The organism is Pseudomonas sp. NBRC 100443 (assembly GCF_030268185.1).
In the GTDB taxonomy this organism is placed as follows: Bacteria; Pseudomonadota; Gammaproteobacteria; order Pseudomonadales; family Pseudomonadaceae; genus Pseudomonas; species Pseudomonas citronellolis.
The window spans coordinates 157,353-183,834 of the sequence record NZ_BSQE01000006.1 but is presented as its reverse complement, the minus strand read 5'-3'; the positions used below and the strand labels follow the sequence as shown (position 1 = coordinate 183,834).

General features: G+C 69.0%; 22 protein-coding genes. 4 read left to right on the top strand and 18 right to left on the bottom strand.

The features are described from left to right. Positions 1–321 carry an NIPSNAP family protein gene (locus tag QSJ95_RS10155; RefSeq protein WP_009622855.1) on the top strand — a complete coding sequence of 107 codons (321 nt, stop codon included), beginning with the start codon at positions 1–3 and terminating at the stop codon, positions 319–321. 64 nt (positions 322–385) lie between these two features. Further along, positions 386–2,113 (top strand): FAD-dependent oxidoreductase, encoded by a 1,728-nt coding sequence (locus tag QSJ95_RS10150; protein ID WP_285642303.1) that lies wholly within the window; start codon positions 386–388, stop codon positions 2,111–2,113. Here the strand turns inward: QSJ95_RS10150 and QSJ95_RS10145 are convergent. Together QSJ95_RS10145 and quiC are read right to left on the bottom strand one after the other, a co-directional pair. Next, positions 2,055–2,720 carry a TetR/AcrR family transcriptional regulator gene (locus QSJ95_RS10145; protein ID WP_253407292.1) on the bottom strand — a complete coding sequence of 222 codons (666 nt, stop codon included), beginning with the start codon at positions 2,718–2,720 and terminating at the stop codon, positions 2,055–2,057. The two genes, QSJ95_RS10150 and QSJ95_RS10145, sit on opposite strands and share 59 nt — an antisense overlap. A gap of 93 nt (positions 2,721–2,813) precedes the next feature. Next, positions 2,814–4,724 carry a 3-dehydroshikimate dehydratase QuiC gene (quiC, locus tag QSJ95_RS10140; RefSeq protein WP_285642110.1) on the bottom strand — a complete coding sequence of 637 codons (1,911 nt, stop codon included), beginning with the start codon at positions 4,722–4,724 and terminating at the stop codon, positions 2,814–2,816. A 529-nt stretch (positions 4,725–5,253) separates the two neighbouring features. Between quiC and QSJ95_RS10135 the strand changes: the two genes are divergently transcribed. Next, complete coding sequence (locus tag QSJ95_RS10135) at positions 5,254–6,630, top strand: MFS transporter (RefSeq protein ID WP_253407282.1); 1,377 nt, start codon at positions 5,254–5,256, stop codon at positions 6,628–6,630. Between the two features lie 60 nt (positions 6,631–6,690). Here QSJ95_RS10135 and QSJ95_RS10130 read toward each other — a convergent pair whose 3' ends face one another. The 6 genes from QSJ95_RS10130 to QSJ95_RS10105 form a co-directional block, all read right to left on the bottom strand. Then, entirely contained in the window at positions 6,691–7,014 is a 324-nt protein-coding gene (locus tag QSJ95_RS10130) for a helix-turn-helix domain-containing transcriptional regulator (protein WP_043271888.1), read from the bottom strand. A gap of 5 nt (positions 7,015–7,019) precedes the next feature. Beyond that, entirely contained in the window at positions 7,020–7,370 is a 351-nt protein-coding gene (locus QSJ95_RS10125) for a type II toxin-antitoxin system RelE/ParE family toxin (protein WP_285642104.1), read from the bottom strand. Positions 7,371–7,824: 454 nt separating this feature from the next. Beyond that, on the bottom strand, positions 7,825–8,703 hold the full coding sequence (locus QSJ95_RS10120; protein WP_009622878.1) for a DMT family transporter: 879 nt from the start codon (positions 8,701–8,703) through the stop codon (positions 7,825–7,827). A gap of 82 nt (positions 8,704–8,785) precedes the next feature. Beyond that, positions 8,786–9,601 carry a sugar phosphate isomerase/epimerase family protein gene (locus QSJ95_RS10115; protein WP_285642099.1) on the bottom strand — a complete coding sequence of 272 codons (816 nt, stop codon included), beginning with the start codon at positions 9,599–9,601 and terminating at the stop codon, positions 8,786–8,788. Between the two features lie 297 nt (positions 9,602–9,898). Beyond that, a complete protein-coding gene (locus QSJ95_RS10110) occupies positions 9,899–10,951 on the bottom strand; it encodes a Gfo/Idh/MocA family protein (RefSeq protein ID WP_285642097.1) in 1,053 nt (350 codons plus the stop codon). A gap of 196 nt (positions 10,952–11,147) precedes the next feature. Then, the gene (locus QSJ95_RS10105; protein WP_043313216.1) at positions 11,148–11,924 is read right to left on the bottom strand and encodes an IclR family transcriptional regulator; all 777 of its coding nucleotides are present in this window, start codon (positions 11,922–11,924) and stop codon (positions 11,148–11,150) included. 382 nt (positions 11,925–12,306) lie between these two features. Between QSJ95_RS10105 and QSJ95_RS10100 the strand changes: the two genes are divergently transcribed. Then, on the top strand, positions 12,307–13,563 hold the full coding sequence (locus QSJ95_RS10100; RefSeq protein ID WP_285642095.1) for an OprD family porin: 1,257 nt from the start codon (positions 12,307–12,309) through the stop codon (positions 13,561–13,563). A gap of 908 nt (positions 13,564–14,471) precedes the next feature. Here the strand turns inward: QSJ95_RS10100 and QSJ95_RS10095 are convergent. From QSJ95_RS10095 to exaC, 10 genes are all read right to left on the bottom strand, one after another. Continuing rightward, complete coding sequence (locus QSJ95_RS10095; protein WP_285642093.1) at positions 14,472–15,986, bottom strand: sensor domain-containing diguanylate cyclase; 1,515 nt, start codon at positions 15,984–15,986, stop codon at positions 14,472–14,474. Between the two features lie 99 nt (positions 15,987–16,085). After that, complete coding sequence (locus QSJ95_RS10090; protein WP_043313205.1) at positions 16,086–17,783, bottom strand: PAS domain-containing hybrid sensor histidine kinase/response regulator; 1,698 nt, start codon at positions 17,781–17,783, stop codon at positions 16,086–16,088. Next, complete coding sequence (gene ercA / locus QSJ95_RS10085; RefSeq protein WP_285642088.1) at positions 17,767–18,930, bottom strand: alcohol dehydrogenase-like regulatory protein ErcA; 1,164 nt, start codon at positions 18,928–18,930, stop codon at positions 17,767–17,769. Before ercA ends, QSJ95_RS10090 begins: the two co-directional genes overlap by 17 nt. Before the next feature lie 81 nt (positions 18,931–19,011). Then, complete coding sequence (locus tag QSJ95_RS10080; RefSeq protein ID WP_285642086.1) at positions 19,012–20,844, bottom strand: alpha/beta hydrolase family protein; 1,833 nt, start codon at positions 20,842–20,844, stop codon at positions 19,012–19,014. Positions 20,845–20,846: 2 nt separating this feature from the next. Beyond that, positions 20,847–21,992: a pyrroloquinoline quinone biosynthesis protein PqqE gene (gene pqqE, locus QSJ95_RS10075; protein WP_285642084.1), complete on the bottom strand. Its 1,146-nt coding sequence runs from the start codon at positions 21,990–21,992 to the stop codon at positions 20,847–20,849. Then, positions 21,964–22,242, bottom strand: a complete 279-nt coding sequence (gene pqqD, locus QSJ95_RS10070) for a pyrroloquinoline quinone biosynthesis peptide chaperone PqqD (protein ID WP_009622916.1) — start codon at positions 22,240–22,242, stop codon at positions 21,964–21,966. The genes pqqE and pqqD overlap by 29 nt, the downstream gene beginning before the upstream one ends. Next, on the bottom strand, positions 22,242–22,988 hold the full coding sequence (pqqC, locus tag QSJ95_RS10065) for a pyrroloquinoline-quinone synthase PqqC (protein WP_285642081.1): 747 nt from the start codon (positions 22,986–22,988) through the stop codon (positions 22,242–22,244). Before pqqC ends, pqqD begins: the two co-directional genes overlap by 1 nt. A 12-nt stretch (positions 22,989–23,000) precedes the next feature. Beyond that, the gene (gene pqqB / locus QSJ95_RS10060; protein WP_061561999.1) at positions 23,001–23,915 is read right to left on the bottom strand and encodes a pyrroloquinoline quinone biosynthesis protein PqqB; all 915 of its coding nucleotides are present in this window, start codon (positions 23,913–23,915) and stop codon (positions 23,001–23,003) included. Between the two features lie 47 nt (positions 23,916–23,962). Continuing rightward, positions 23,963–24,034 (bottom strand): pyrroloquinoline quinone precursor peptide PqqA, encoded by a 72-nt coding sequence (pqqA, locus tag QSJ95_RS10055; protein WP_003106462.1) that lies wholly within the window; start codon positions 24,032–24,034, stop codon positions 23,963–23,965. Between the two features lie 602 nt (positions 24,035–24,636). Continuing rightward, entirely contained in the window at positions 24,637–26,157 is a 1,521-nt protein-coding gene (gene exaC / locus QSJ95_RS10050; protein WP_285642077.1) for an acetaldehyde dehydrogenase ExaC, read from the bottom strand. Between the last annotated feature and the right edge of the window lie 325 nt (positions 26,158–26,482).

The following is a 26,482-nucleotide window of genomic DNA, read 5'->3' as shown; positions in this document are numbered from 1 at the left end:
ATGTACTACGAACTGCGCACCTACAGCATCGACCCGCTGAAACTCGCCGACTGGCTGGCCCTGTACCGCAGCCACGCCTACGAGGTGCAGACCGAGCACCTGGGCAGGCTGGTGGGCTTCTTCACCACCGAATTCGGCGAATGCAGCCAGGTGGTGCACCTGTGGGCCTACGAGAGCCTGGACGAGCGCATGCAGCGCCGCGCCAGCATGGCCGCCGACCCGCGCTGGGCCGAGTTCGGCAAGCTGAACCGGGAACTGGGCGCCGTGCTCAAGCTGGAATCGCGGCTGATGAAGCCCACCGGCTTCTCCCCGCTGCAGTGATGGCCCCGGCGCGCGGAGCCCTTCCGCGCGCCCCGATAACGACAAGAGAGAGCCCATGCCCACCTTGCAAACCCTCGACTGCGACGTCCTGGTGATCGGCTCCGGCGCCGCCGGCCTGGCCGCCGCCGTGACCGCCGCGCACCACGGCCTGCGCGTGGTCGTCGCGGAAAAGGCCGCGCAGCTCGGCGGCACCAGCGCCTGGTCCGGCGGCTGGCTGTGGATCCCGCGCAACCCGCTGGCCATCGCCGAAGGCCGCGTCGAGCCGGACGACGCGCCGGAGCGCTACCTCAAGGCCCAGGTCCATGCCGAGCAACTGGACGAACGCCAGGCCGCCTTCCTCCGCCACGGCCCGGAGATGGTCGAGTTCTTCCAGCGCCACAGCGCCGTGCAGTTCTTCAGCGGCACGCGCATGCCGGACATGCGCGATGGCGAGGGTTCCGCCGCCGGCGGCCGCTCGCTGTGCGCCCAGCCCTACGACGGCCGCGAACTCGGCCCCTGGCTGCGCCACCTGCGCGAGCCGCTGGACATCGTCAGCCTGGCCGGCATGGGCATCGCCGGCGGCGCCGACCTGACCAACTTCCTCGACGCCACGCGCTCGCCGAAAGCCGCGCTCTACGCGCTCAAGCGCATCGCCCGGCACTGGTATGGGCGCCTGCGCTACGGGCGCGGCACGCAGTTGGTCAACGGCAACGCCCTGGTGGCGCGCCTGCTGCGCAGCGCGCTGGACCTGAAGGTGCAGTTGCTGACGCAAACGCCGATCCACGAACTGCTCCGCGAAGGCGGCAAGGTGACCGGTGCGCGTAGCGACACCCTGGAATTCCGCGCCCGTCGCGGCGTGGTCCTGGCTTGCGGCGGCTTCCCCCACGACCGCGAACGCATCGCCCAACTCATGCCCCACGCCCCGGACGGCTGGCAGCACCGCTCCGCCGCGCCGCCGCAGAACACCGGCGACGGCCTGCGCCTGGGCGAAGCCGTGGGCGGCCGCGTGGCGGACGACCTGGCCCACGCCGGCGCCTGGGTGCCGGTGTCCCTGGTGCCGCGCCGCGACGGCAGCGTCGGCCACTTCCCGCACCTGATCGAACGGGCCAAGCCCGGCTTCCTCTGCGTGCGCCGCGACGGCCGGCGCTTCGCCAACGAGGCCGACTGCTACCACGACTTCATGAGCGCCCTGTTCGCCGCCACGCCGCCGGGCGAGCCTCACGAGGCCTGGCTGATCGCCGACGCCCGGGCGCGGCGGCGCTACGGCATCGGCTGGGTGAAGCCCTTGCCCTTCCCGGACCTGCCCTACGAGCGCCGCGGCTATCTGGTCAAAGCCCGCAGCCTGGCGCAACTGGCGGCGCGCTGCGGCATCGACGCCGAGCAACTGCAGGCGACGGTGGAGCGCTTCAACGAATATGCGGCGCTGGGCGAGGACGCGGACTTCCAGCGCGGCCGCTCGGCCTACAACAAGGCCCAGGGCGAAGCGCGGCAGCATCCCAACGCGTCGCTGCGGCCCCTGGAAAAAGGTCCGTTCTACGCAGTGAAGCTGCTGCCCGGCAGCCTCGGCACCTTCGCCGGCCTGCGCACCGACGCCCGCGCGCGGGTGCTGGACGCCAGCGGCGCGGCCATCGAGGGGCTGTACGCGGTGGGCAACGACATGGCCAGCGTGATGGCCGGCCACTACCCCAGCGGCGGCATCACCCTGGGGCCGGGCATGACCTTCGGCTACCTCGCCGGCCTGGAGCTGGCCGGGCTCAGCGCTGGATGTAGCGCAGCACCGCCTCGCAGATCATCTGCTTGTGGCGTTGCTTGACCTGCTCGTCGGCCAGGTCGATCTGGAAGATTTCGCCGAAGGTGTTGCGGTTGGACACGCGGTAGAAGCAGAACGAGCTGATGAACAGGTGCAGGTCCAGCGGGTCGATGCCCTCGCGGAACAGGCCCTGCTCGGCGCCGCGGCGGAGGATCTCGGCCAGCGACAGCAGCATGTTGTTGCTCATCGAGCGGATCGCCGTGGACTTCTTCACGTACTCGCCGTGGTGGATGTTCTCGATGGAAACGATGCGCACGAAGTCGACGTTGCGGTCGTGGTGGTCGAAGGCGAACTCCACGGTGCGGCGGATCGCCTCCAGCGGCTCCAGTTCCGCCAGGTGCAGCTTGTCCTCGGTGTGGCGGATGTCGCCGTAGAGCTTCTCCAGCACTTCGACGTAGAGCTGCTCCTTGCTGCCGAAGTAGTAGTAGATCATGCGCTTGGAGGTGTGCGTGCGCTCGGCGATGGCGTCCACCCGGGCGCCGGACAGGCCCTGCTGGACGAACTCGGCGATGGCCGCCTGGAGGATGCCCTCGCGGGTTTTCTCGGGGTTGTTCTTGCGGCCCTTGCCACGCACTTCGGCATGGTCCAGGGGTTCGACGACATTCGGCATGGTTGGCTCGCAGCCTCACGGAGAGCGCCGATTATGGGCCTCGCCACCCCGCCAAGGGAAGCGGCGCGGGGCTTGCCGCGCCGCCCCCGGGCGCTACAGCTTGGGCTTGCGCGCGGCGCCGCTGCGCGCCTGGGCCATGGCCGCCAGGCGCACGGCGACGTTGGCCGCGCCGTAGCCGGCATAGCCGTTCCTGCGCTGGAGGATTTCGAAGAAGAAGCGCCCCTCGAACGGCTCGGTGTAGACGTGGAACAGCTCGCCGCCCTGGGCGTCGCGGTCGTAGAGCACGTTGAAGTAGGCCAGTTCGCTGAGGAACTCGTCGTCGAAGTCGAAGCGCGCCGCCAGGTCGTCGTAGTAGTTCAGCGGGATGTCCAGCAGCGGCACCCCGGCCTGCTTGGCGCGGGTGACCTCGGCGAAGATGTCCTCGCAGGCGAAGGCGATGTGGTGCACGCCCGAGCCGCGGTAGCTGGACAGCGCGTGGGAAATGGCGGTGTTGCGGTTCTCCGAGATGTTCAGCGGCAGGCGCAGGCTGCCGCAGCGGCTGCGGATGGCGCGGCTCTTGACCAGGCCATAGGGGTCGGGCAAGACCACCTCGTCGTCGGCCTCGAAGTCGAACAGCGCCTTGTAGAACAGCACCCAGCTGTCCAGGCTGTCGGCCGGCAGGGCCATGGCCATGTGGTCGATGCGCTGCAGGTTGCCGCTGGCCTGGGCCTGGGCGTCGAGGCGGAAGTCGCTGTCGTAGATGGTCTGCCCCGGCGCGCCCTGCTCCACCAGGTAGATCAGGCTGCCGTCGGGGGCGCGCACCGCGGGCACCTCGCGCTCGTTGGGGCCGACCAGGCCGCGGAACGGTTGGCCACGGAAGGCCTGGGCGCGCTCCAGGGCCTGGGCGCCGTCGCGCACCCGCAGGGCGGTGGCGCACAGCGAGGGGCCGTGGGCTTCGAAGAAGTTGTGGGCGAAGGAGTACGGCTCGGCGTTGAGCACGATGTTGATGTCGCCCTGGCGCAGCAGGCTCACTGCCTTGGAGCGGTGCTCGCCGGCGCGGGCGAAGCCGAGCTTCTCCAGCCAGTTGCCCAGGCGCGCGCCCAGGTTCTCGTCCACGGCGAATTCGAGGAATTCCACGCCGTCGTAGCGGCTGGCCGGCGGCGGCGCGAAGAGGATGCCGGGGTCGCCGGCGGGCGCGGCGTCCTGCTCCAGCAGGCGGCGCGTCTTCTCCTCCAGGTAGAGCAGCGAGCGCAGGCCGTCGGCAGCGTTGGCGCGGGTCGGCGCGGCGCGGAAACCATCGTTGAAGATTTCCAGCGACAGCGGGCCCTTGTAGCCGCTGCGCAGGATGGGCGCGAGGAAGCCCGCCAGGTCGAATTCGCCCTGGCCGGGGAAGCAGCGGAAATGCCGGCTCCACTCCAGCACGTCCATGGCCAGCACGGGCGCGTCGGCCATCTGCACGAAGAAGATCTTCTCGCCGGGGATATCGGCGATGCCGCTGGGGTCGCCCTTGATCGACAGGGTGTGGAAGCTGTCCAGCAGCACGCCCAGGGCCGGGTGGTCGGCGGCTTTCACCAGATCCCAGACCTGCTGCCAGGTGTTGACGTGGCGGCCCCAGGCCAGGGCCTCGTAGCCGATGCGCAGGCCGCGCTTGGCGGCGCGCTCGGCCAGCTCGCGCAGGTCGTCGACGAGGATGTCGCGCTCGCCCAGGGAATCGGCGACGGTGTTGCTGCACACCAGCACCAGGTCGGTGCCCAGTTCCTGCATCAGGTCGAACTTGCGCTCGGCGCGCTCCAGGTTGCGCGCCAGGCGCTCGCGGCGGCAGCCCTCGAAGTCGCGGAAGGGCTGGAACAGGGTGATCGCCAGATTCAGGTCGGCGCACATCTGGCGCACGTCGCGGGGGCTGCCGTCGTAGTACAGGAGGTCGTTTTCGAAGATCTCCACGCCGTCGAAGCCGGCGGCGGCGATGGCTTCGAGTTTCTCGGGCAGGGTACCGCTCAGGGAGACGGTGGCGATCGAGCGCTGCATGCTGGGGCTCCTGTGCTGCTGGCTTCTGCGAGCCATGGCCTGGCCGCCGGCTGTCGGCGACCTTCGGAAATATCGCCAGCCGTAGGACGCACGGCTGGTCATTGGATTATTCGCAGGGTATTTTCCAGCAGCAAGGCAAATTGTACGAACCAGTTAGTTTTGTGTTCGATCAGCGAACAAAAGGCCGATCAGCGAATTGACGGTTTTTCGTCCAGTGGCCGACCATGGATTCACCGCGACACACCAGGGCCATGCCTCCCCTGGCCCGCGAGACGCCTTGCCCTATAACAATTTCAACAAGAGTCCCTGCCCATGTTGACTGCACGCCTCCTCACCGCCGCCGTCTCCAGCCCAACACGAACGCCGGCTCGCCCCCAGCCCTGAGCCGCGCCGCCCGGCGCATTTCCGACACGGGCCCCGGCCAGGGGCTTTAGCGACGACCTCGGTGCCCCTGTTCGATCAGCGCACACGCCCCCGAAGGGCGCGGCGCCCGGGCAGGCACCGACAACAACAAGAACCGGAGACAACGATGGCGACTTCCTCCAGCTCCCAAGCCAAGAAAGCCACCGCCAGTGGCTGGATCGGCTCGGCTCTCGAGTACTACGACTTCTTCATCTACGCCCAGGCCGCTGCGCTGATCTTCCCGCAGCTGTTCTTCCCCTCCTCCGACCCGAAGATGGCCATCGTCGCGTCGCTGGCGACCTACGGCGTGGGCTACCTGGCCCGCCCGATCGGCGCCTTCTTCCTCGGCCACTGGGGCGATACCCGCGGGCGCAAGAACGTGCTGCTGCTGTGCATGTTCATGATGGGCCTGTCGACCATGGCCGTGGGCCTGCTGCCGACCTACCACGACGTCGGCTTCCTCGCCCCGGCGCTGCTGGTGGTGCTGCGCCTGGTGCAGGGCTTCGCCGTGGCCGGGGAAATCTCCGGGGCCAGCTCGATGATCCTCGAGCACGCGCCCTTCGGCCGCCGCGGCTACTTCGCCAGCTACACCCTGCAGGGCGTGCAGGCCGGCCAGGTGATGGCCGCCGCGGTGTTCCTGCCGCTGGCCTACTTCATGCCCAACGACGCCTTCAACGCCTGGGGCTGGCGGATTCCCTTCCTGCTCAGCGCCGTGGTGCTGATCGCCGGCCTGATCATCCGTCGCGAAGTCCACGAGACCCCGGCCTTCGTCAGCGAGGAAGCCAAGCAACAGGTGGCCAAGTCGCCGATCGCCGAAGCCTTCCGCAACAGCTGGAAGCAGATGCTGCTGGTGATGGTCATGTCGCTGATGAATGTGATCCCGGTGGTGGCCACCATCTTCGGCGCGGCCTACGCGGTGCAGCCGGCCTACGGCATCGGCTTCGACAAGAGCGTGTACCTGTGGATCCCGGTGGTGGGCAACATAGTCGCGGTGCTGGCCATTCCCTTCGTCGGCAACCTCTCCGACCGCATCGGCCGCCGCCCGACGCTGATCGTCGGCGCCCTGGGCTCGGGCCTGCTCGCCTTCGGCTACCTGTACGCCATCAGCATCCAGAACGTGCCGCTGGCCTTCCTCATGTCGCTGCTGATGTGGGGCCTGGTGTACCAGGGCTACAACGCGGTGTTCCCGTCCTTCTACCCGGAGCTGTTTCAGACCCGCTACCGCGTCTCGGCCATGGCCATCGCACAGAACATCGGCACCATGCTCACCGCCATGCTGCCGGCGCTGTTCGCCGCCGTCGCCCCGCCCGGCTCGGACAACGTCCCGATGGTGATCGGCAGCCTGGCCTTCCTCATCACCTGCCTGTGCGCCTTCGCCGCCTACCTGGCCCCGGAAACCCACCGCCTGCCGATGGAAGACCTGGGAAAGCCTGACGCCAAGCCGCTGGAAAAAGCCGCCTACGACAGCGCGCGGCAGAACAGCCTGCGGGTGGCGAGCCACTGAACAGGTAATGCCCGAGCATGAAAAAAGGCCCCGTGAGGGGCCTTTTTTCGTGGGGCGGCGTCAGGCGACATGCACCGCCCGCACCTGGATTTCCACCCCCAGGGTGCGGCGCAGGGCATCGAAGATCGCCGCCAGGTTGTCCATGCCCGGGTTGCCCGAGGCCGACAGCATGCGGTGCAGGCTTTTGCTCGGCCGTTCCGTCTCCAGCGCCAGGCGCTCGAAGCCCAGGGTGGCGTTGACCAGATCGCGGAGGATCAGGCGCGCGGCGTCCGGTTCGCCGTTGAGGAACAGCGAGGCCGCCTCGTCGAGCAGCGCGGTGGCGAATGCCGGTTCGCGCTGCACCCGCGCGACGACGGTCTGTTTGAAATCCCTGGTCAGTACCATTGGAATCACCCTCTCATCTGCGGCCCGAACCGGGCCTTCTTGCGTTGCTTGTACTCGGCATGCAGCGCCTTCGCCTTGCGGATATCCGCCGCCTGGCTGTTCTTGCTGCCACCACCGAACAGCACGATGAGCGCCTCGCCGTCCCTCGCCAGGTAGATCCGGTAGCCCGGGCCCCAGTCGATGCGGTATTCGCCGATGCCATCGAACCATTTGACATTGGAGGTGTTGCCCACCGCCATGCGCACCTTGGCGGTGGCAACCTTGGCCGCCGCCTGGAAATGCAGGGAGTCGAACCACTCCTGATAAGGGCAGGACCTGTCTTCCCGGACATACTCGAGCACCTCTATGGCCACCATAGTAACCTCCTCGTTACCATTTACCAATAGGTCTCAGACGAGGCGAGTGCTGCCTCGGGAGTGGAATCCCCTCGCCGGCGTCTGTGCGAGGGGGAGAAAGTACGGTGGCCGGGCGCCTGCCCGGGGTGCGCTGCTGCACACCTGGCTATCGCCCTGGAGAAGAAACGGAAGTTGCCTACATCGCGAGAGCTCAGGTCCGACGCCCCGCAGCGGAAAATCGCGGACAGAGTCCGCGATCGGATTCACCGGCCCGCCGGACGCATCGGTGGCACGGCCAACGGCGGATAACCGCGAACGGTTATGCACCGGAGTATCAGTCTGACTCCAGACTTCCCGGCGGCTCAGGACAGCCCCCTCTCCCTCTGGGAGAGGGTTGGGGTGAGGGGCTCTTGAACCCAGCACCGACACCACCGCGAAACTCCCTTCGCGAGCAAGCTCGCGCCTACACGACCCCTCACCCCCGCCGCTGCATCCAGGCCGCCGCCAACCCGCTCAGGCAAATCACAGCAATCCCCACCAGGGCACTGGCGCTCGGCACATGGCTGAAGACCAGCCAGCCGATCAACCCGGCGAAGACGATCTGGCAATAGCCGAAGGGCGCCAACAGCGCCGGGGCGGCATGGCGGAAGGCCTGGGTGAGGAACAGGTGGGCGGACATGCCGCAGGTGCCCAGGGCGAGCATCAGCAGCGCGTGGCCGAGGCTCGGGGTGTGCCAGACGAAGGGCACCATCGCCGTGGTCAGCGCGGTGTTCAGCAGGCCGGCGAAGAAGTTGCTGGTGGTCGGGCTGTCCACCGCCGCCAGCTTGCGCGTCAGCAGCTGATAGAAGCAGAAGCACAGCGCCGAACCCAGCGGCAGCAGCACCGCCGGGGTGAACAGTTCGCCGCCGGGATGGACGATCGCCAGCACCCCGGCGAAGCCCAGGCTCACCGCCGCCCATTGCCCGGCGCTGACCTTCTCGTGCAGCAACGGCACCGACAGCGCGGTGACCATCAGCGGGGCGAGGAAGTTGACTGCCGTGGCCTCGGCCAGGGGGATGTACTGCAGGCCGGTGGTGAACAGCAGGCTGGTGCCCAGCAGGCACAACGCGCGCAGGGTCTGCAGCCCCGGCCGGCGGGTGCGCAGCACGCGCAGGCCCGACTGCGGCAGGAAGATGCCGGCCATCAGCAGCGTGTGCACCACGTAGCGGGCCCAAACCACCAGCAGGATCGGGTAGAAGCCGGAGAGGTACTTGGACAGGGCGTCGTGGGTGGAGAACAGCGAGGTGGCCAGTACCACCAGAAGGATGCCCTTCAGGGGCTGGCTGCTGCCGGACAACGCGGAGGCGGCGGTCATCGGGTTTCCCGTGGTTTACAAAGCAAGGCGCCCGGCAGTGTGCCGGGCGAACGGGTGGATGGGAATGGCGCAGTTGCCGGCGTCAGAGCCGGGCGAGCACCGTGCGTGCCTTGTCCAGCGCCAGGCTGGCCCGCTCCAGGGCGCTGACGCCCTGCTCCAGCAGCTGCCGGGTGGGGATCTCCAGGCTCAGCGGCACCGTCGCCGGCAAGGTCCGCAACAGACCCGCCAGGTCGCAGTCGCCATCGCCGGGGAAACGCCGCTCGTTGCGCGCCTGGCGGAGGATTTCCTGCATGTCGTCCGGGCGCGGGCCGGCCACGTCGCACAACTGGGCATAGCGCATGCGCGAGGCCGGCAACTGCGCCAGGTCCTGCAAGGATGAGCCGGAGCGGTCGAAGTGGAAGGCGTCGACCAGCACGCAGCCATTCTCGCGCCCGGCGTTGCGCACCACGCGCCAGGCCGTGGCCAGGTCGGGGGCGTCGGTCCAGGGCATGAACTCCAGGTGCGGGTGGATGCCGTAGCCCTCGGCCAGTTCGCACAGCTCGGCGAAGCGTTCGGTCATGCGCGCCTCATCCGCGTCGTTGCCGGCCACCAGCAGCTCCGTGCCGCCGAACTCGGCGCCGACGGCGAGGATGGGCTCGAAGTCGGCCACGCGGGTCTCCGGCTTCAGGCGCAGGATTTCCAGGTCCAGCACGCGGATGCCGGTGTCGCGCAGGCGCGCCTGGGTCTGCCGGCGCAACTCGGTATCGGCCACCAGCGGGAAGTGGTGCTCCTCGGCGGTGGCCGGCACCAGACGCAGGCCGACGTGGCTGTAGCCGGCGCGGGCGGCGACCTCGACCATGTCCGGCGGCGACAGTTCGAGGACGGTCAGGGCGGCGAGAGAGAAGATTCGGTCGGTCATGGGTATCGGTATCCGGTTCACAGGTGGATTGTAGGAGCGAGGGGGACGCCTAGTTCTTGCTCGCGAACGGTGTTTGCCGGTGGGCGCCCTCTCCCCCCCCTCTCCCGCAAGCGGGAGAGGGGGCTGTCCGGCATGGACGGGAAGCTCGGCGTCAACCTGTAGGAGCAACTGTCTTGCAGGCTGCGCCGAAGTGCTCTTCGTAGGATGGGTTGAGCTTGCGATACCCATGCGGTCGTGGTGATGGGTATCGCTCCGCTCCACCCATCCTACGGTGGCCCCTCTCCCGTACGGGCTCACTCACCCAACCCGCGCCGGCGCACACGCCCGGCCGCTGGCGGCGGCTTCGCGGATGGCCTCGATCAGCGCCAGGGTACGGCCGCCGTCCACGGCGTCGGTCAATGGCTGGTCCTCACCGCGCACCACGCGCACGAAATGCTCCAGCTGCCGGCGCAGCGCCTCGCCTGGGGTGAAGGGCTCGCTGCTGCGCAGCAACGGCTGGTGCCAGCCGGCGCCCGGCTGCGCGTAGTGCCAGCGCTGCAACTGCGGGATGCTCAACGCGCCCTCGGTGCCGGCCAGCAGATAGCAGGGCTGGTCGACCTGGCGTGGGTAGATGGGGCTCTCGCCGGAATCCAGCTCCCAGCTCCAGGGCGCGGCCACGCCGTCGGAACCGGTCAGGCTGCCGAGGGCGCCGTTCTCGAATTGCAGGAGGATGGCCGCGCTGTCCTCGTTGACCAGGCCGCGCACCGCGTTGCCGGTGAAGGCCTGCACCTGCGCCACCTCGCCGCACAGGTAGCGCAGCAGGTCGAGGTCGTGGATCAGGTTGGTGAGCAGGAAGCCGGCGCCCGGCTCGCGGCGCCAGGGCACCTCGAAATAGCTGTCGGGCTTCTGCAGCTGCCACAGCGCGGTGACGTTGACCAAACGGCCCAGGGCGCCCGCGGCCAGGATTTCCCGAGCCTTGCCGATCAGCGGGTTGTGCCGGCGGTGATGGCCGACCAGCACCGGCACGCCGCTGCCCCGGCTCGCCTCCACCAGCTCGCGCACTTCGTCCAGGTGCACGCCCACCGGCTTCTCCAGCAGCACCGGCACGCCGGCGGCCAGGCAGTCCAGGGCGGTGGTCACGTGCAGGTTGTTGGGGTTGGCGATGATCGCCGCCTGCGGTTGCGCCTCTTCCAGCATGCGCCGGTGGTCGGCGTAGTACGGCACCCCGCATTCGGCGGCGAAGCCGGCCGCGCCGGGGCCCGGGTCGGCCACCGCGCAGAGTTGCAGGGTGGGCACCTGGAGCAGGTGCTGGTGATGCTGGCGGCCCATGATGCCGGCGCCGATCAGGGCGATGCGCAAGGGAACGGTCACGCGGGATTCCTCTTCTGCTTGTTGTGCTGGAGCCTCGCTGCACGGGGCTCCATGGAATGGCATGAGCAAATTTAGAACTTGGTTCCATTTTTACTCAAGCGCAATGCAACAAGCAGCGGGCGATTATCGACCGCCGTTACATCCGGGCAGGCGCAAACGGCCCTCCTCCATGGGAGGAAGGCCAAGCAAGGGGGAATCAGGCGAAGAGGTCGGAAGCCTGGCTGGCGGCGGACAGCTCGGCGCTGGCGGCCAGCAGCAGCGGCGCCAGTTCGTGCAGGCGCGCTTCCGGCAGGCGCGCGCTGGGCCCGGCGATGCTCAGCACGCCGATCGCCCGGCGGTCCACCGGGCTGTGCACCACGGCAGCCAGGGCCGAGGTGCCGAGTGCCGAGGTTTCTTCGACCCAGGCGTAGCCACGCTCGCGGGCACGGCGCAGGTAGCCGAGCAGCTCGTCCTCGCTGCGCGGCGCGCGCGGGCCGAAGTTGGCGGGGTCGCCCACGCCCTGCCGGCGCACCAGCTCCAGGGCCTGGGCATCGTCCAGGCTGGCCAGCCAGGCGTGCCCGGAGGCGGTGTAGAACAGCGGCGCATCGCGGCCCATGTCCGGGTCGTAGCGCAGCCCCGAGCGGGCGCCCTGGGACTTGGCGATCCAGGTCTGGCGGCTGCCGTCGATCACCCCCAGGCGCACCAGTTCGCCGCTGTCCTGAGCCAGGCGGTCGAGGATCGGCTGGACGATGTCGGCGCCGCTGCAGGACAGGTAGCGGAAGCCCAGCGCCACCAGCTTGGTGGACAGCTGGTAGCGGGCGTTCTCCGGGTTCTGCCGCACGTAGCCCAGGCGGATCAGTTCGGCGAGCATGCGGTGGGTGGCGCTCTTGGGTATCTCCAGGCGCTCGGCGAGGGTCTGCATCGGCAGGCCGCGGGGCTCGCTGGTGAGGCTTTCGAGAAGGCTGAAGGCGCGTTCGATCTGGCTACCGGCCATGGGCGTCGTCCACTACGAGGATCGGCGGATTCTAATGAGATCGACCGGGCCGGGGAACCGCCGGGCTGGATCGGATGCTCTCCTTAAATGTTCGAACCGGTTAATTAATGTTCGCTATTCGCACAAGAAGCGTTTTCGCCGATTGTCCACTGCCTGCCGCCCTTCCACTATCGAGCCGTACCGAAACACCCGGCAGCGCCTGCTGCCCTCGGACGCGAACACCCTCGAACAATTACAAGAAGGTCCAGAGCCATGCCGCACAGCACACGCCCCTCTCTCGATCCGCGAACGCCGGGCCGCCCAGCCGCCTAGCGCCGCGTTTCCCGGCGCCCCGCCGAGCCGCACAAGCCTCTCCCACAACAATGACTCCAGAGAGATCGTCATGGGCTACCCCTGCATCCGCCGTTTTCCCCGTTACCTGCCCGCCGCCCTGGCCCTGGCCGGTACCACCCTGCCCGCCTTCGCCGACGGCTTCCTCGAAGACGCCAAGTCGAGCCTGACGCTGCGCAACTTCTACATGAACCGCAACTACCTGGGCGACACCGCCCAGGGCAAGGCCGAGGAGTGGACGCAGAACTTCATCCTCGACTTCAAGTCCGGCTTCACCCAGGGCACCGTCGGCCTGGGCCTGGACGTGCTCGGCCTGTACAGCGTCAAGCTCGATGGCGGCAAGGGCACCGCCGGCACCCAGTTGCTGCCGGTGCACGACGATGGCCGCCCGGCCGACGACTTCGGCCGCCTGGCGGTGGCCGGCAAGGCGCGCATTTCCAGGACCGAGCTGAAGGTCGGCGAATGGGCGCCGGCACTGCCGATCCTGCGCTCCGACGACGGCCGTTCGCTGACGCAGACCTTCCAGGGCGCGCAGGTGACCTCGAAGGAACTCGCCGGGCTGACCCTCTACGGCGGCCAGTTCCGCCAGAACAGCCCGCGCAACGACGCCAGCATGGAGGACATGAGCCTGTTCAACCGCACGGCGTTCAAGTCCGACCGCTTCAACTTCGTCGGCGGCGAATACCGCTTCAACGGCGAGCGCACCCTGGTCGGCCTGTGGAACGCCGAACTGAAGGACATCTACCAGCAGCAGTACCTGCAGGTGCAGCACTTCCAGCCGGTGGGCGACTGGGTGCTGGGCGCCAACCTCGGCTACTTCCGGGGCAAGGAAGACGGCAGCGCCCGCGCCGGCGACCTGGACAACCGCACCGCCTCCGGGCTGTTCTCCGCCAAGTACGGCGCCGGCACCTTCTACCTGGGCCTGCAGAAGGTCATGGGCGATGACGAGTGGTTCCGCGTCAACGGCGCCAGCGGCGGCACCCTGGCCAACGACAGCTACAACTCCAGCTACGAGAACGCCAAGGAGCGCTCCTGGCAGCTGCGCTACGACTACGACTTCGCCGGCCTCGGCGTCCCCGGCCTGACGCTGATGAACCGCTACATCCACGGCAGCAACGTGCACAACGCCAGCACAGACGACGGCAGCGAATGGGGCCGCGAGAGCGAGCTGGCCTACACCGTGCAGTCCGGGCCGCTGAAGACGCTGAACCTGAAGTGGCGCAACTCGACCATGCGCCGCGATTGGGGAAGGACCAACAGCTTCGACGAGAACCGGTTGATCGTGAGTTATCCGCTGGATCTGTTGTAACGCCCGAACCGGGCGCTTTTCGTAGGATCGAGGGGGGACGCCTGGTTCCTGCTCGCGAATGAGCCCCGCAGCGGAGTCTGTTCGCGAGCAAGCTCGCTCCTACAATGCGCCCACCTCCGAGCCCACCTGTAGGAGCAACTGTCTTGCCAACTCCGTCAGGGTGCTTTTCGTAGGTTGGGTTGAGCGAAGCGATACCCATCGCCGCCACCCCATGGGCAGGCACAGCTTCTCGTAGGAGCGAGCTTGCTCGCGAACGGTGCTTACCGGCGACAGCGGTGTTTCAGGTTGACGCCGCTCCCTCACCCCAGCCCTCTCCCGGAGGGAGAGGGAGCCGTCCGGCGCGAACGAGAAATTCGGCGTCAACCTGTAGGCGCGAGCTTGCTCGCGAACGGTGCTTACCGGCGACAGCGGTATTTCGGGTTGACGCCGCCCCCTCACCCCAGCCCTCTCCCGGAGGGAGAGGGGGCCGTCCGGCGCGAACGAGAAATTCGGCGTCAACCTGTAGGAGCGGGCAGGCACAGCTTCTCGTAGGCGCGAGCTTGCTCGCGAACGGTGCTTACCGGCGACAACAGTGTTTCAGGTTGACCCCGCCCCCTCACCCCAACCCTCTCCCGGAGGGAGAGGGAGCCGTCCGGCGCGAACGAGAAATTCGGCGTCAACTGTAGGAGCGGGCCCTGCCCGCGATTTCGCGCGCAGGGCGCGCTCCTACATGGGAATGGCGTGGGTGGGGCAGCGTAGGAGCGGATCTCATCCGCGAATCGCGCCGGATCGTCCGGCTATCGCGGACAGATCCGCTACGGGGGAGACATACCGTGCTTCCCGGCAACCTGAGCGGACCTTATCCGTCCTACGGATTTTCGATGGGGTTGAGGCTGGAGCGGGGGTTAAGAATCCGTAGAAGACCACCCTCACCCCTCCAGGCGCTCCACCTCCAGGCGATTACGCCCACCAGCCTTCGCACGATACAGAGCCCGGTCGGCAGCATTCACCAACTGCCACTCCTGCCCCCCTGCCACCGTAGCCGGAGCAGTGGCCAGGCCGATGCTGGCAGTAACCACACCGAAGGGGCTCTCACGGTGCGCCAGCCGCTCACCCGCCAAGCGCTGCAGAAAGGCCCTAGCCACCGCCTCAGCGCCAGCGCTATCAGTGCTGGGCAGAATCACCGCCAACTCCTCGCCACCGTAACGCGCCACCAGATCCCCCGGTCGCCGCACACAGGCGGCTAGCAACCCCGCCACCACCTGCAGACAGTCATCGCCCGCCTGGTGCCCGTAGCTGTCGTTGTAGCGCTTGAAGTGATCGATATCGACCAGCAACAGCGACAGCGGCGCCCCCTCGCGGGCACAGCGGCGCGCCTCAGTGGCCAGGGTTTCGTCGAAACTGCGGCGGTTGGCCAGGCCGGTCAGCGCGTCCTGGGCGGCGAGCACGCGCAGCTGGTCGTTGGCCCGCAGCAGTTCTTCGCGGGCGGCGGCGAGCTGGCGGCTGGTGCGGGTGCGCTGGCGGATGTCGATGAGCAGGCGCTGGCCGGTCAGGCCGAGCACCGCCAGCAGCACCAGGACGATGCCGGCGTTGAGCTGGGCCTGCTTGCGCCAGTCCTGCAGGGCCTCCGCCTTGCTCAGCGCCACGGTGGTCACCAGCGGGTAGTGGTCGTTGCGGCGGAACACGTAGATGCGCTCCACGCCGTCGAAGCGCGAGGTGCTGCTGGCGCTGCCGGAGTCGGCGTGGCGCAGGTAGTCGGTGAACAGCGGCGAGCCCGACAGGTCGCGGCCCAGGTCGGCCTCGCGGAAGGGGTAGCGCACCAGCAGTTGGCCGTTGCCCTGGCTCAGGCTCATGGCGCCGTGCTGGCCGATGTCCAGGCGGCCGAACAGGCTGAGGAAGTTCTCGATGCCGAGGGTGGTGGCCACCACGCCGGCGAAGCTGCCGTCGGGGTGGTCAAGGCGGCGGCTGACGGTGATCACCCACAGGCCGCTGGAGCGGCTGCGGATCGGCGGGCCGATGAAGATGTCCCGCGAGGGGTTGTCGCGGTGGTGGATGAAGAAGGCGCGGTCTGCGCTGTTCGCCCCCGGCGGGATGGCGCCGTGGGAGAGCAGCAGCCAGCGGCCGTGCGCATCGAACAGCGAAATGCCGACTACCTGGCTGAGCACCTTCTGCTGACGCTCCAGCAGCCGCTGCAGGCGCGCCAGCTGCGCGGGGCCCAGGCCGTCGCTCTCGATGCGGTCGGCCAGGTCCAGCAGCAGCACCTCGCACTGGCGCACCACGCCCTCGGCGTAGGAGTCCAGCGCCTGGGAGAGGTTGAGCATGTCGGTGTTCACTTCGCGCAGGGTGCGCTCGCGCGCCGACCAGGTCTGCCAGGCGGTCAGCAGGGCCAGGGAGACGCAGATCATGAACAGCAGCAGGGAGGCTACGCGGGTATCACGCTTCACGACATCACGGGCTCGACGCGGGGTAATCCGTAGCGGACGGCATGGCCCGCGCAGCGGGTATTCTAGCCCGCGTGGGCGAATCCGCCCATGACCGGCCGGTCAGGCCGGCGTATCGAGCAGCGCGCTGAGCACCGCGCGCAGCTTGCCCGGCTTCAGCGGCTTGTTCAGCTGCGGGATGCCCAGGCGCTGCAGGGCGCGGCGGCATTCGTCGCTGCGGTCGGCGCTGATCATCACCGCGGGGATCTCGCGGCCGTAGTGGCGGCGCAGGTCGCGCACCAGCTCGCAGCCGGTGGCGCCGTGGTCCAGGTGGTAGTCGGCCAGTATCGCCTCCGGCGGCTGCGGGCCGAGCAGCGCCAGGGCGGCGTCGCGGTCGGTGGCGGTGAGCACCTCGCAGCCCCACTGGCCGAGCAGCGCGGCCATGCTGAAGAGGATCGAGGTTTCGTTGTCCACCACCAGCAGGCGCCGGCCCGGCAGCGGGTCGCCGGTGCTCGGGCGCGGCGCGGCATCGCCGCCGGCGCGCGGCGGCAGCGCCTCGGCCAGGGGCACTTCGAGGGCGAACAGCGAGCCGCGCCCGGGCACCGAGCGCACCTGCACCGCGCAGCCGAGCAGCCCGGCGATGCGGTCGACGATGGCCAGGCCCAGGCCCACGCCCTGGCGCTCGGCGGCGCGGCCGGTGTCGAGCTGGTTGAATTCGAGGAAGATCGCCTGCAACTGGTCCGCCGGGATGCCGCGGCCGGTGTCCCACACCTCCAGGCGCACGCTGGCGCCGCGCCGCCGTGCGGCCAGCAGCACGCCACCGCGCCCGGTGTAGCGGCAGGCGTTGCTGAGGAAGTTGCGCAGGATGCGCGACAGCAGGCGCGCGTCGGTGCGCACCGAGAGATTGGGGATGCGCACGCGCAGTTGCAGGCCGGACGACAGCGCCACGCTTTCGAACTCCGAGGCCAGCGGGCCGAGCAGTTCGTCCAGGCCGTGGACGTCCAGGTCCGGACGGATCGCGCTCTGGTCCAGGCGGGCGATCTCCAGCAGGTCGGTGAGCAGGTTTTCCGCGCCTTCCAGGGCCTGGTGGGTGCGCTCCACCAGTTGCTGCTCGGCGCCCGGCAATTGCCGCTCGCGCAGGGTGGCCACCAGCAGGCGCGCGGCGTTGAGCGGTTGCAGCAGGTCGTGGCTGGCCGCCGCCAGGTACTTGTCCTTGCTGTGGTTGGCCGCCTCGGCGGCATCGCGGGCCTCGCGCAGCTGCTGGTTCAGCGCTTCCAGCTCGCCGGTGCGTTCGGCGACGCGCTGCTCCAGTTCCTCGTTGAGTGTCTGCAGTCGCTGCTGGGCCAGGATGCGCTCGGTGATGTCGGCGACGAAGCCTTCCACCAGGCCCTCTTCGTCGGGCTTGAGCAGCAGGTTCATGAGCACGTCGACGTGGCTGCCGTCCTTGCGCAGCAGGCGCGTCTCGTAGCCGAACAGCCCGCCCTGCTCGCGCAGCAGGTCGCGGATGCGGCGCATCTCCGCCTCGCCGCCGGCGAACAGCTGCGTGGCCATGTCCTGCAGGTTCCACAACACCTGCTGCGGGTCGGCGTAGCCGAGCATCCGCGCCAGGGCCGGGTTGGCCGCGCGCAGGCCGTCGCTGAGGCTGGCCTGGAAGATGCCGTGCACGGCGTGCTCGAACAGCCACTTGTAGCGGTTGCGCTCGGTTTCCAGTTCCTCCAGGCGCGCCAGCAGCTCGGGGTAGTGGCTCTTGCGCGTGGAGTGGCTGCCCAGGCCGAGCAGCGCCGCCAGGGCGTCCTGCTGCGGCTCAGAGGGCCTCGCCATAGACCACCTCGACGTCGCGCTGGCTGGATTCGCGGGGGTTGGTGAGGATGCACGGGTCCTGCATGGCGTGGCGCGACAGGAAGGGAATGTCGGAGATGCCCACGCCGTGCGGGCCGAGGGTCTCGTGGAAGCCCACGGCGCGCTTGAGGGCGATCAGGTGCTCGACCAGGCGCTGGCGGATCTGCGCGTGGCTGAGGCCGCGGCAGTCGATGCCGAAGGTCTCGGCGATGACCTTGAAGCGCTCGGGCGCGGCGTTGTAGTTGAAGGCCACCACGTGCTCCACCAGCACCGCGTTGCACAGCCCGTGGGGCAGGTCGAGGTAGCCGCCCAGGCTGTGGGACATGGCGTGCACCGCGCCGAGGATGGCGTTGGAGAAGGCCAGCCCGGCCTGCATACTGCCGAGCATGATTTTCTCGCGCAGGGTGATGTCGTTGGGGTTGGCGATCATCTGCACCAGGTTGCCGTCGATCAGTCGCATGGCCTCCAGCGCGTGGCTGTCGGTGAGCGGGCCGTGGCCGGTGGAGACGAAGGCCTCGATGGCGTGGACCAGGGCGTCGATGCCGGTGCAGGCGGAGAGGAAGCCGTCCATGCTCAGGGTGGTTTCCGGGTCGATCAGCGACACGTCGGGCACCACCGCCTTGCTCACCACCGAGAACTTCATGCGCTCGTCCTGGTTGGAGATGATGACGAACTGCGAGACGTCGGCCGAGGTGCCGGCGGTGGTGGGGATGAGGATCAGCGGCGGGCTGGGCACGCGCAGTTTGTCCACGCCTTCGAACTCGAGGATGTTGCGGCCGTGGGCGGCGACGATGCCGATGCCCTTGGCGCAGTCCATGGGGCTGCCGCCGCCGACCGCGACTATCACGTTGCAGCCCTCGCTGCGGTAGATGTCGGCGCCGCGCATCACTTCTTCCACGCGCGGGTTTGGGGATACGTCGGTGTACAGGCAGTGCTCGATGCCCTGCCCGGCCAGGCTGGCCTGCACGTCGGCCACCCAGCCGGCGGCGAGCACGCCGGGGTCGGACACCAGCAGCACCTTGCGGGCGCCGAAGGTCTTGGCGTAGTTGGCGACGGTGTGCCGGCAACCGGCACCGAAGATGATCTCTGGCGAGACGAATTTGCGCAGCAGGCTGAGGTCGTGGCTCATGGGGTGCTTGTTCTTGTTATGAAATGTTTCCGCGAGCCTACTGCATCCTGCGCTGATTGCAATGCGACCTTGGCCCGGCCGTCAGCCGCCCAGCAGCGCACGGTAGAAGCGCCACTCGGCGTCCAGCGCGTGGGCCAGGTTGGCCGCCTGTCGGAAGCCGTGGCGCTCGCCGGGGTACAGGTGGCATTCCACGGCCAGGCCGCGCTGGCGCAGGCTGGCGACCATGGCCTGGGTCTGCTCGGGCACCACCACGGCGTCCAGTTCGCCCTGGAAGAAGATCACCGGCGCCTGGATGCGCGCGGCGTGCAGCAGCGGCGTGCGCGCCCGGTAGCGGCGGGCGTCGCGTTGCGGGTCGCCGATCAGCCAGCCGAGGTAGTCGGCCTCGAACTTGTGCGTCACCCGCCCCAGCGCCAGCGGATCGCTGACGCCATAGAGGCTGGCGCCTCCGCGGAAGCCGCCGACGAAGGCCAGGGCGCAGAGCGCGCTGTAGCCGCCGGCGCTGGCGCCGCGGACGAACACCCGCTGGCGGTCGATCAGGCCATCGGCGGCCAGTTGCACCACCGCCGCCCAGATGTCCTGCACCTCCGCCCTGCCCCACTCGCTGCGCAGGCGTTCGCGGTAGGCGCGGCCGAAGTTGGCGCTGCCGCGGTAGTTGAGGTCGGCCACGGCGAAGCCGCGCTGGGTCCAGAACTGGATGCGCGCATCGAACACCGGGTAGCAGGCCGAAGTGGGCCCGCCATGCAGGAACACCACCAGCGGTGGCCGCCGCCCCGCCGGGCCGCGGCACTGGGCGTTGCGCGGCGGGTAGAAGAAGCCGTGGCCGCGCTCGTTGCCGGCCACCGGGTAGCCGAAGGGTTGCGGGCGCGACAGCTCGGCCTCGTCCAGCAGGTGCTCGCCGCCGGCGATTACTTGCACCTGGCCACTTTCGCGGCCGATGGCCAGCAGCGCCGGCAGGCGGTCCTCGGCGGCGGCGATGCAGTAGCAGTGCCCGGCGTCGGCGGCCAGGGCGCGGAAGCGCGAGAAATCCGGGGCCAGGCGCCGTTCGCTGCCATCGGCGGCGCGCAGCACCAGCAGCCCGCGGCCTTCCTCGAAGCGGCTCAGCAGCATCTCGTCATTGGCCTGCGGCATGTAGCTGCGCCCACCCAGTTGCCAGGGCGCCGGGGCGTGGTCGGCGGCAGCGAAGGCTCCGGCCTGCCCGTCCTCGGCCTCGGGGCGCCACCAGCCGCTGCGGTCGCTGAGCCAGTGCAGGCGGCCCTGGTCGTCGAAGCGCGGTTGCTGGATGGATTCTTCGCCGCCCTCGCCCGCCAGGCAACGCTGCACACCGTCCCGCAGCAGGCACAGGCGCGTGGCGGTCCAGGGCTGTTGCGGGCGGTCCCATTCCACCCAGGCGATACGTGCCGCGTCGAGGCTGGCTGTCGGCGCGGCGTAGAAGTCCGCGCCTTCGGCGATGACCTGGCGCGCACCATCGGCGTCCAGGCGCACGATGCGGTGGACCACGGCGTCGCCCTCGCGGCTTTCCTCCACCGCCAGCAGCGCGTTCCAGGCCGCCACGTAGTGCAGGTCGCCATAGCGACACTGCGGGCGCGCGGTCAGCTGCCGGGGCGCCTCGCCGAAGCGCAGCCAGCGCACCTGCTGGTCGCCCTCCTCCACCCAGGCCACGCCCTCGGCCGTGGCGCAGCAGGCGCCGCCGCCGTATTCGTAGACACGGCTGCGCGCCGAGGCGCCGGGCGGCGTCAGTTCCTGCAGCGCGCCGTCGCGCCACAGGTACAGGCGGCAGCGCGCGCTGCGCGGCTCGAATTCCAGCCACAGCAGCCCGCCGTGGGCCGCGTGCAGTTCGGCGAAGTCGCGCCCCGCCGCCACCGCGCGCTCGGCGCTCCAGGCGCTGGGCCAGTCGCCATGGGCCAGGCTGCGCACCCTCAGGCCTTGCAGATCAGTTGCGAGGCGCGCTGGTTGCGCCAGGTCAGTTGGTCCAGGCCCAGCGGCGCTTCCTCGGCCTGGCGGCGGGCGTCGAGAATCTTCCCGTGGTGGGCCGACTTGGCGCACACCGGGTCGGTGGCGTCGGCGTCGCCGGTGAGCATGTAGGCCTGGCAGCGGCAGCCGCCGTGGTCGCGTTCCTTCTCCGAGCAGGAGCGGCACGGCTCGGGCATCCAGGCGTCGCCGCGGTAGCGGTTGAAGCCGAAGGATTCGTACCAGATGTGCTGCAGGCTGTGCTCGCGCACGTTGGGGAACTGCACCGGCAGTTGCCGCGCGCTATGGCACGGCAGCGCGGTGCCGTCGGGGGTGACGTCGAGGAACACGCTGGCCCAGCCGCCCATGCAGGCCTTGGGGCGTTCCTCGTAGTAGTCCGGGGTGACGAAGATCAGCTTGCAGGGCTTGCCTTCGGCGGCCAGGCGTTCGCGGTATTCGTGGGTGATGCGCTCGGCGCGCTCCAGCTGCGCGCGGGTGGGCAGCAGGCCGGCGCGGTTCAGCTCGGCCCAGCCGTAGAACTGGCAGGTGGCGAGTTCGACGAAGTCCGCCTCAAGCTCTATGCACAGCTCGATGATCCGCCCGATGTTGTCGATGTTGTGCCGGTGGGTGACGAAGTTGAGCACCATCGGGTAGCCGTGGGCCTTCACCGCGCGGGCCATGGCCAGCTTCTGGGCGAAGGCCCTGCGCGAGCCGGCGAGCAGGTTGTTCACCTCCTCGTTGGCGGCCTGGAAGCTGATCTGGATGTGGTCCAGCCCGGCCTCGGCGAACTGCGCCAGGCGCGCCTCGCTCAGGCCGATGCCGGAGGTGATCAGGTTGGTATAGAAGCCCAGCCCGCGGGCCGCGCCGATCAGCTCGGCGAGGTCCTGGCGCAGCAGCGGCTCGCCGCCGGAAAAGCCCAGCTGCGCGGCGCCCAGCTCGCGGGCCTGGCGGAACACCTCGATCCACTCGGCGGTGCTCAGTTCACCGCCCTGCCTGGCGAAGTCCAGCGGGTTGGAGCAGTACGGGCACTGCAGCGGGCAGCGGTAGGTCAGCTCGGCCAGCAGCCACAGCGGCGGGCCGGCGCCTTCAGTGCAGCTCGATCCAGAATTGCGCATGGGCCACCTCGAGGAATGCCAGGATGTCTTCGTCGATGCCCGGCACGCCGGGGAAGCTTTTGCTCAGCTCGGCGATGATGGCCGCCACGTCGCGCTGGCCATCAATGCGCTGGAGGATTTCCCCGGCGCTGTCGTTGAGCTTGACCATGCCTTCGGGGTAGAGCAGCACGTGGCAGCCCTGGGCCGGTTCGAATTGCAGGCGGAAACCGCGGCGGATGCGCGGCACGCTGTCCAGCGCGGGCAGGCTCATCACAGCAGCCCCCTGTGCCAGATGCGCTCGCGGGTCACCGTGTGGTACGGCGGGCGGTCCAGCTCGTAGGCCATGCTCATGGCGTCGAGCATGCTCCAGAGCACGTCGAGCTTGAATTGCAGGATGTCCAGCATGCGCGCCTGGGCCTCGCGGGTGCGGTAGTGCTCCAGGGTGATGCGCAGGCCGTGCTCCACGTCGCGGCGGGCCTGGGACAGGCGGCTGCGGAAGTAGTCGTAGCCGGCCGCGTCTATCCAGGGGTAGTGCTGCGGCCAGGCGTCCAGCCGCGACTGGTGGATCTGCGGGGCGAACAGCTCGGTCAGCGAGCTGCTGGCCGCTTCCTGCCAGCTGGCGCGGCGGGCGAAGTTGACGTAGGCGTCCACAGCGAAGCGCACGCCGGGCAGCACCAGTTCCTGCGACAGCACCTGCTCGCGCTCCAGGCCCACCGCCTCGGCCAGGCGCAGCCAGGCCTCGATGCCGCCGGGCTCGCCGGGGCGGCCGTCGTGGTCGAGGATGCGCTGCACCCACTCGCGGCGGGTGTCGCGGTCCGGGCAGTTGGCGAGGATGGCGGCATCCTTCAGCGGGATGTTCAGCTGGTAGTAGAAGCGGTTGGCCACCCAGCCCTGGATCTGCTCGCGGGTGCAGCGGCCCTCGTACATGGCCACGTGGAACGGGTGGTGGATGTGATAGCAGGCGCCCTTGGCGCGCAGCGCCTGCTCGAATTCGGCGGGGCTCATGGCGGCGTTCATCGCGCGCTCCCTCTACAGGTGGATGGCCATGCCGTCCCAGGCCACTTCGACGCCGCGGGCGTCCAGTTCGGCGCGTTCGGGCGAGGCCGGGTCGAGGATGGGGTTGGTGTTGTTGATGTGGATGAGCACCTTGCGCGGCCCGGGCACGCCGTCCAGCACCTCGAGCATGCCGCCGGGGCCGCTCTGAGCCAGGTGGCCCATCTCGCTGCCGAGCTTGTCGCCCACTTCGCAGCGGCGCATCTCGTCGTCGCGCCACAGGGTGCCGTCCACCAGCAGGCAGTCGGCGCGGCGCATCCAGCCCAGCAGCGCCTCGTCCACCTGGCCCAGGCCGGGGGCGTAGAACAGCTTGCCACCGCTGCCCAGGTCCTCGACGAACAGGCCGATGTTGTCGCCCGGGTGCGGGTCGTGGCGGTGCGGCGAATACGGCGGCGCGGCGCTGCGCAGCGGGATGGCGGTGAAGCGCAGGTTCGGGCAGGCGGGAACGGTGAAGGGCGCGCCGTCCAGCTCGATCGGGTGGTGGCGCAGGCCGCCGTTCCAGTGCTGCAGCATGTTGAACAGCGGGAAGCCGCTGGTCAGGTCCTGGTGGACCATCTGCGTGCACCAGACGTCGTGCGGGCAGCCCTCGCGCAGGCTGAGCAGGCCGGTGCAATGGTCGATCTGGCTGTCCAGCAGGAGGATGCCGGCGATGGCCGTGTCGCGCACCTTGCGCGCCGGCTGCAGGGCCGGGAAGGCGGCGAGCTGGGCGCGGATGTCGGGCGAGGCGTTGCAGAGAATCCAGCGCTCGCCGTCGTCGGACAGGGCGATGGACGACTGGGTGCGCGGCTGCGCCAGCACCTGGCCGCTGCGCACGCCGTGGCAGTTGCGGCAGTTGCAGTTCCACTGCGGGAAGCCGCCACCGGCGGCCGAACCGAGAATACGGATGTGCATGACAGTGCCCCGTGGGCAGGGGCCCCGGAAGACCGGGGCCGGGTGGATCAGCGGTTGGCGAAGTACAGGGTCACTTCGAAGCCAAGGCGCAGGTCGGTGAAGCTAGGCTTGGTCCACATGGGTCTGTCCTCTTCTTGTTGGCCGGCGATTCCGGCAGGTCGAGTTAAACACCAGGGGGGAGCCCTCCGAATGATACTTTCGAAGGAGTTTCCCCCCTGATTTGGTAGGGAGGGGGATGGGTGTTGAGGGGGCTTTTTTGGGGATGGTGCCTCCCGGTTGCGGGGGTGCAGGCGTTGATGCCGTTCCCTCTCCCTAACCCTCTCCCTGAAGGGAGAGGGGACCGTTGGGCAGGGTTTGCTGTTATGGCGTTAGCCGGCAACTCCGGTGATTTCAAGCACAAACCATCACCTCTCTCGGCACGGACTAGCCCCCTCTCCCTTCAGGGCGGGGCGCGCAGCCGAGGGCTGGGGAGAGGGAACGGAGTGACGCCAAGAACACCGCGATCACCGGGAAACACCCTGCCCAAAAACAAAAAACGCGGCCGAAGCCGCGCTCGATAGCCCCGCAACGCCCGGAAGTGGGAGGGGCGCACGGGTCGCCCATGCTCGGGCGCATCGAAAAAAGGTGGCCCGGTGGAGCGCCGGGCGCGGGTGTTGAACACGCTTGCCGGAACCGGCCCGCGCCCCCGGATGGGGACGGGGTCGCGGGCGGCCGGTCTACCTCAGAAGAACCCCAGCGGGTTGACGTCGTAGCTCACCAGCAGGTTCTTGGTCTGCTGGTAGTGGTCGAGCATCATCTTGTGCGTCTCGCGGCCGACGCCGGACTTCTTGTAGCCGCCGAACGCGGCGTGCGCCGGGTACAGGTGGTAGCAGTTGGTCCACACGCGGCCGGCCTTGATGCCGCGGCCCATGCGCCAGGCGCGGTTGATGTCGCGGGTCCAGACGCCGGCGCCCAGGCCGAACTCGGTGTCGTTGGCAATCGCCAGAGCCTCGGCCTCGTCCTTGAAGGTGGTCACGCCCACCACCGGGCCGAAGATTTCCTCCTGGAACACGCGCATGCCGTTGTGGCCCTTCAGCAGCGTGGGCTGGATGTAGTAGCCGCTGGCGAGGTCGCCGGACAGCCGCTCGCTCTGGCCGCCGGCCAGCAGCTGGGCGCCCTCGTTCTGGGCGATGTCCAGGTACGACAGGATCTTCTCGTACTGCTGCTGCGAGGCCTGGGCGCCGACCATGGTCTCGGTGTCCAGCGGGTTGCCGCGCTTGATCTGGGCGATCTTCTTCTGCACCTCGGCCATGAACGGCTCGAAGATCGACTCCTGCACCAGGGCGCGGGACGGGCAGGTGCACACCTCGCCCTGGTTGAAGAAGGCCAGCACCAGGCCCTCGGCGGCCTTCTCGATGAAGGTCGGCTCGGCCTGCATGATGTCTTCGAAGTAGATGTTCGGGCTCTTGCCGCCCAGTTCCACGGTGCTGGGAATGATGTTCTTCGCCGCGCATTCGAGGATGTGCGAGCCCACCGGGGTGGAGCCGGTGAAGGCGATCTTGGCGATGCGCTTGCTGGTGGCCAGCGCCTCGCCGGCTTCCTTGCCGAAGCCTTGCACCACGTTGAGCACGCCCGGCGGCAGCAGGTCGCCGATGATTTCCATCAGCACGCAGATGCCCAGCGGCGTCTGCTCGGCCGGCTTGAGCACCACGCAGTTGCCGGCGGCCAGGGCCGGGGCGAGTTTCCAGGCGGCCATCAGCAGCGGGAAGTTCCACGGGATGATCTGCCCCACCACGCCCAGCGGCTCGTGGATGTGGTAGGCCACGGTAGTGTCGTTGATCTCCGCGGCCGAGCCTTCCTGGGCGCGGATGCAGCCGGCGAAGTAGCGGAAGTGGTCGGCGGCCAGCGGGATGTCGGCGTTGAGGGTTTCGCGCACCGGCTTGCCGTTGTCCCAGGTCTCGGTGACGGCGAGCACTTCCAGGTTCTGTTCGATGCGGTCGGCGATCTTCAGCAGGACCAGCGAGCGCTCCTGCACCGAAGTGCGGCCCCAGGCATCGGCGGCGGCGTGGGCGGCGTCCAGCGCGCGCTCCACGTCCTCGGCGGTGGAACGGGGGAATTCGGCGATCGCCTGGCCGTTCACCGGGGAAGTGTTGTTGAAGTACTGGCCGAGCACCGGCGGCACGAATTCACCGCCGATGTAGTTGCCGTAGCGCGGCTTGAGGGTGACGACGGCACCGGGGGTTCCGGGTGGGGCGTAGATCATGGCGAAGCTCTCCTGTGGCGTCCCGGCGCACCAAGCCCGGGCCTTGCGGCGATCTTAGGCAGCGCCCGCGCCGGCCAGGAATGCGCCCATGGGCGTGGGGGGGTAGTTATTTGGTAGTAGAGGGGGGGGTTCGTGGGGGCGAGCTTGCTTGCGCGAACCACCACATGGAGTCTGCCGGCGATTCCAGTGCAGGCTCGAATCTCGCCCCCTCTCCCCAGCCCTCGGCTGCGCGCCCCGCCCTGAAGGGAGAGGGGGCTTGTCCGTGCCGAGAGAGGACTTGGTGTCAGCCGGCCACTCGGTACAAGCCGGCTAACGCCGAAGCATC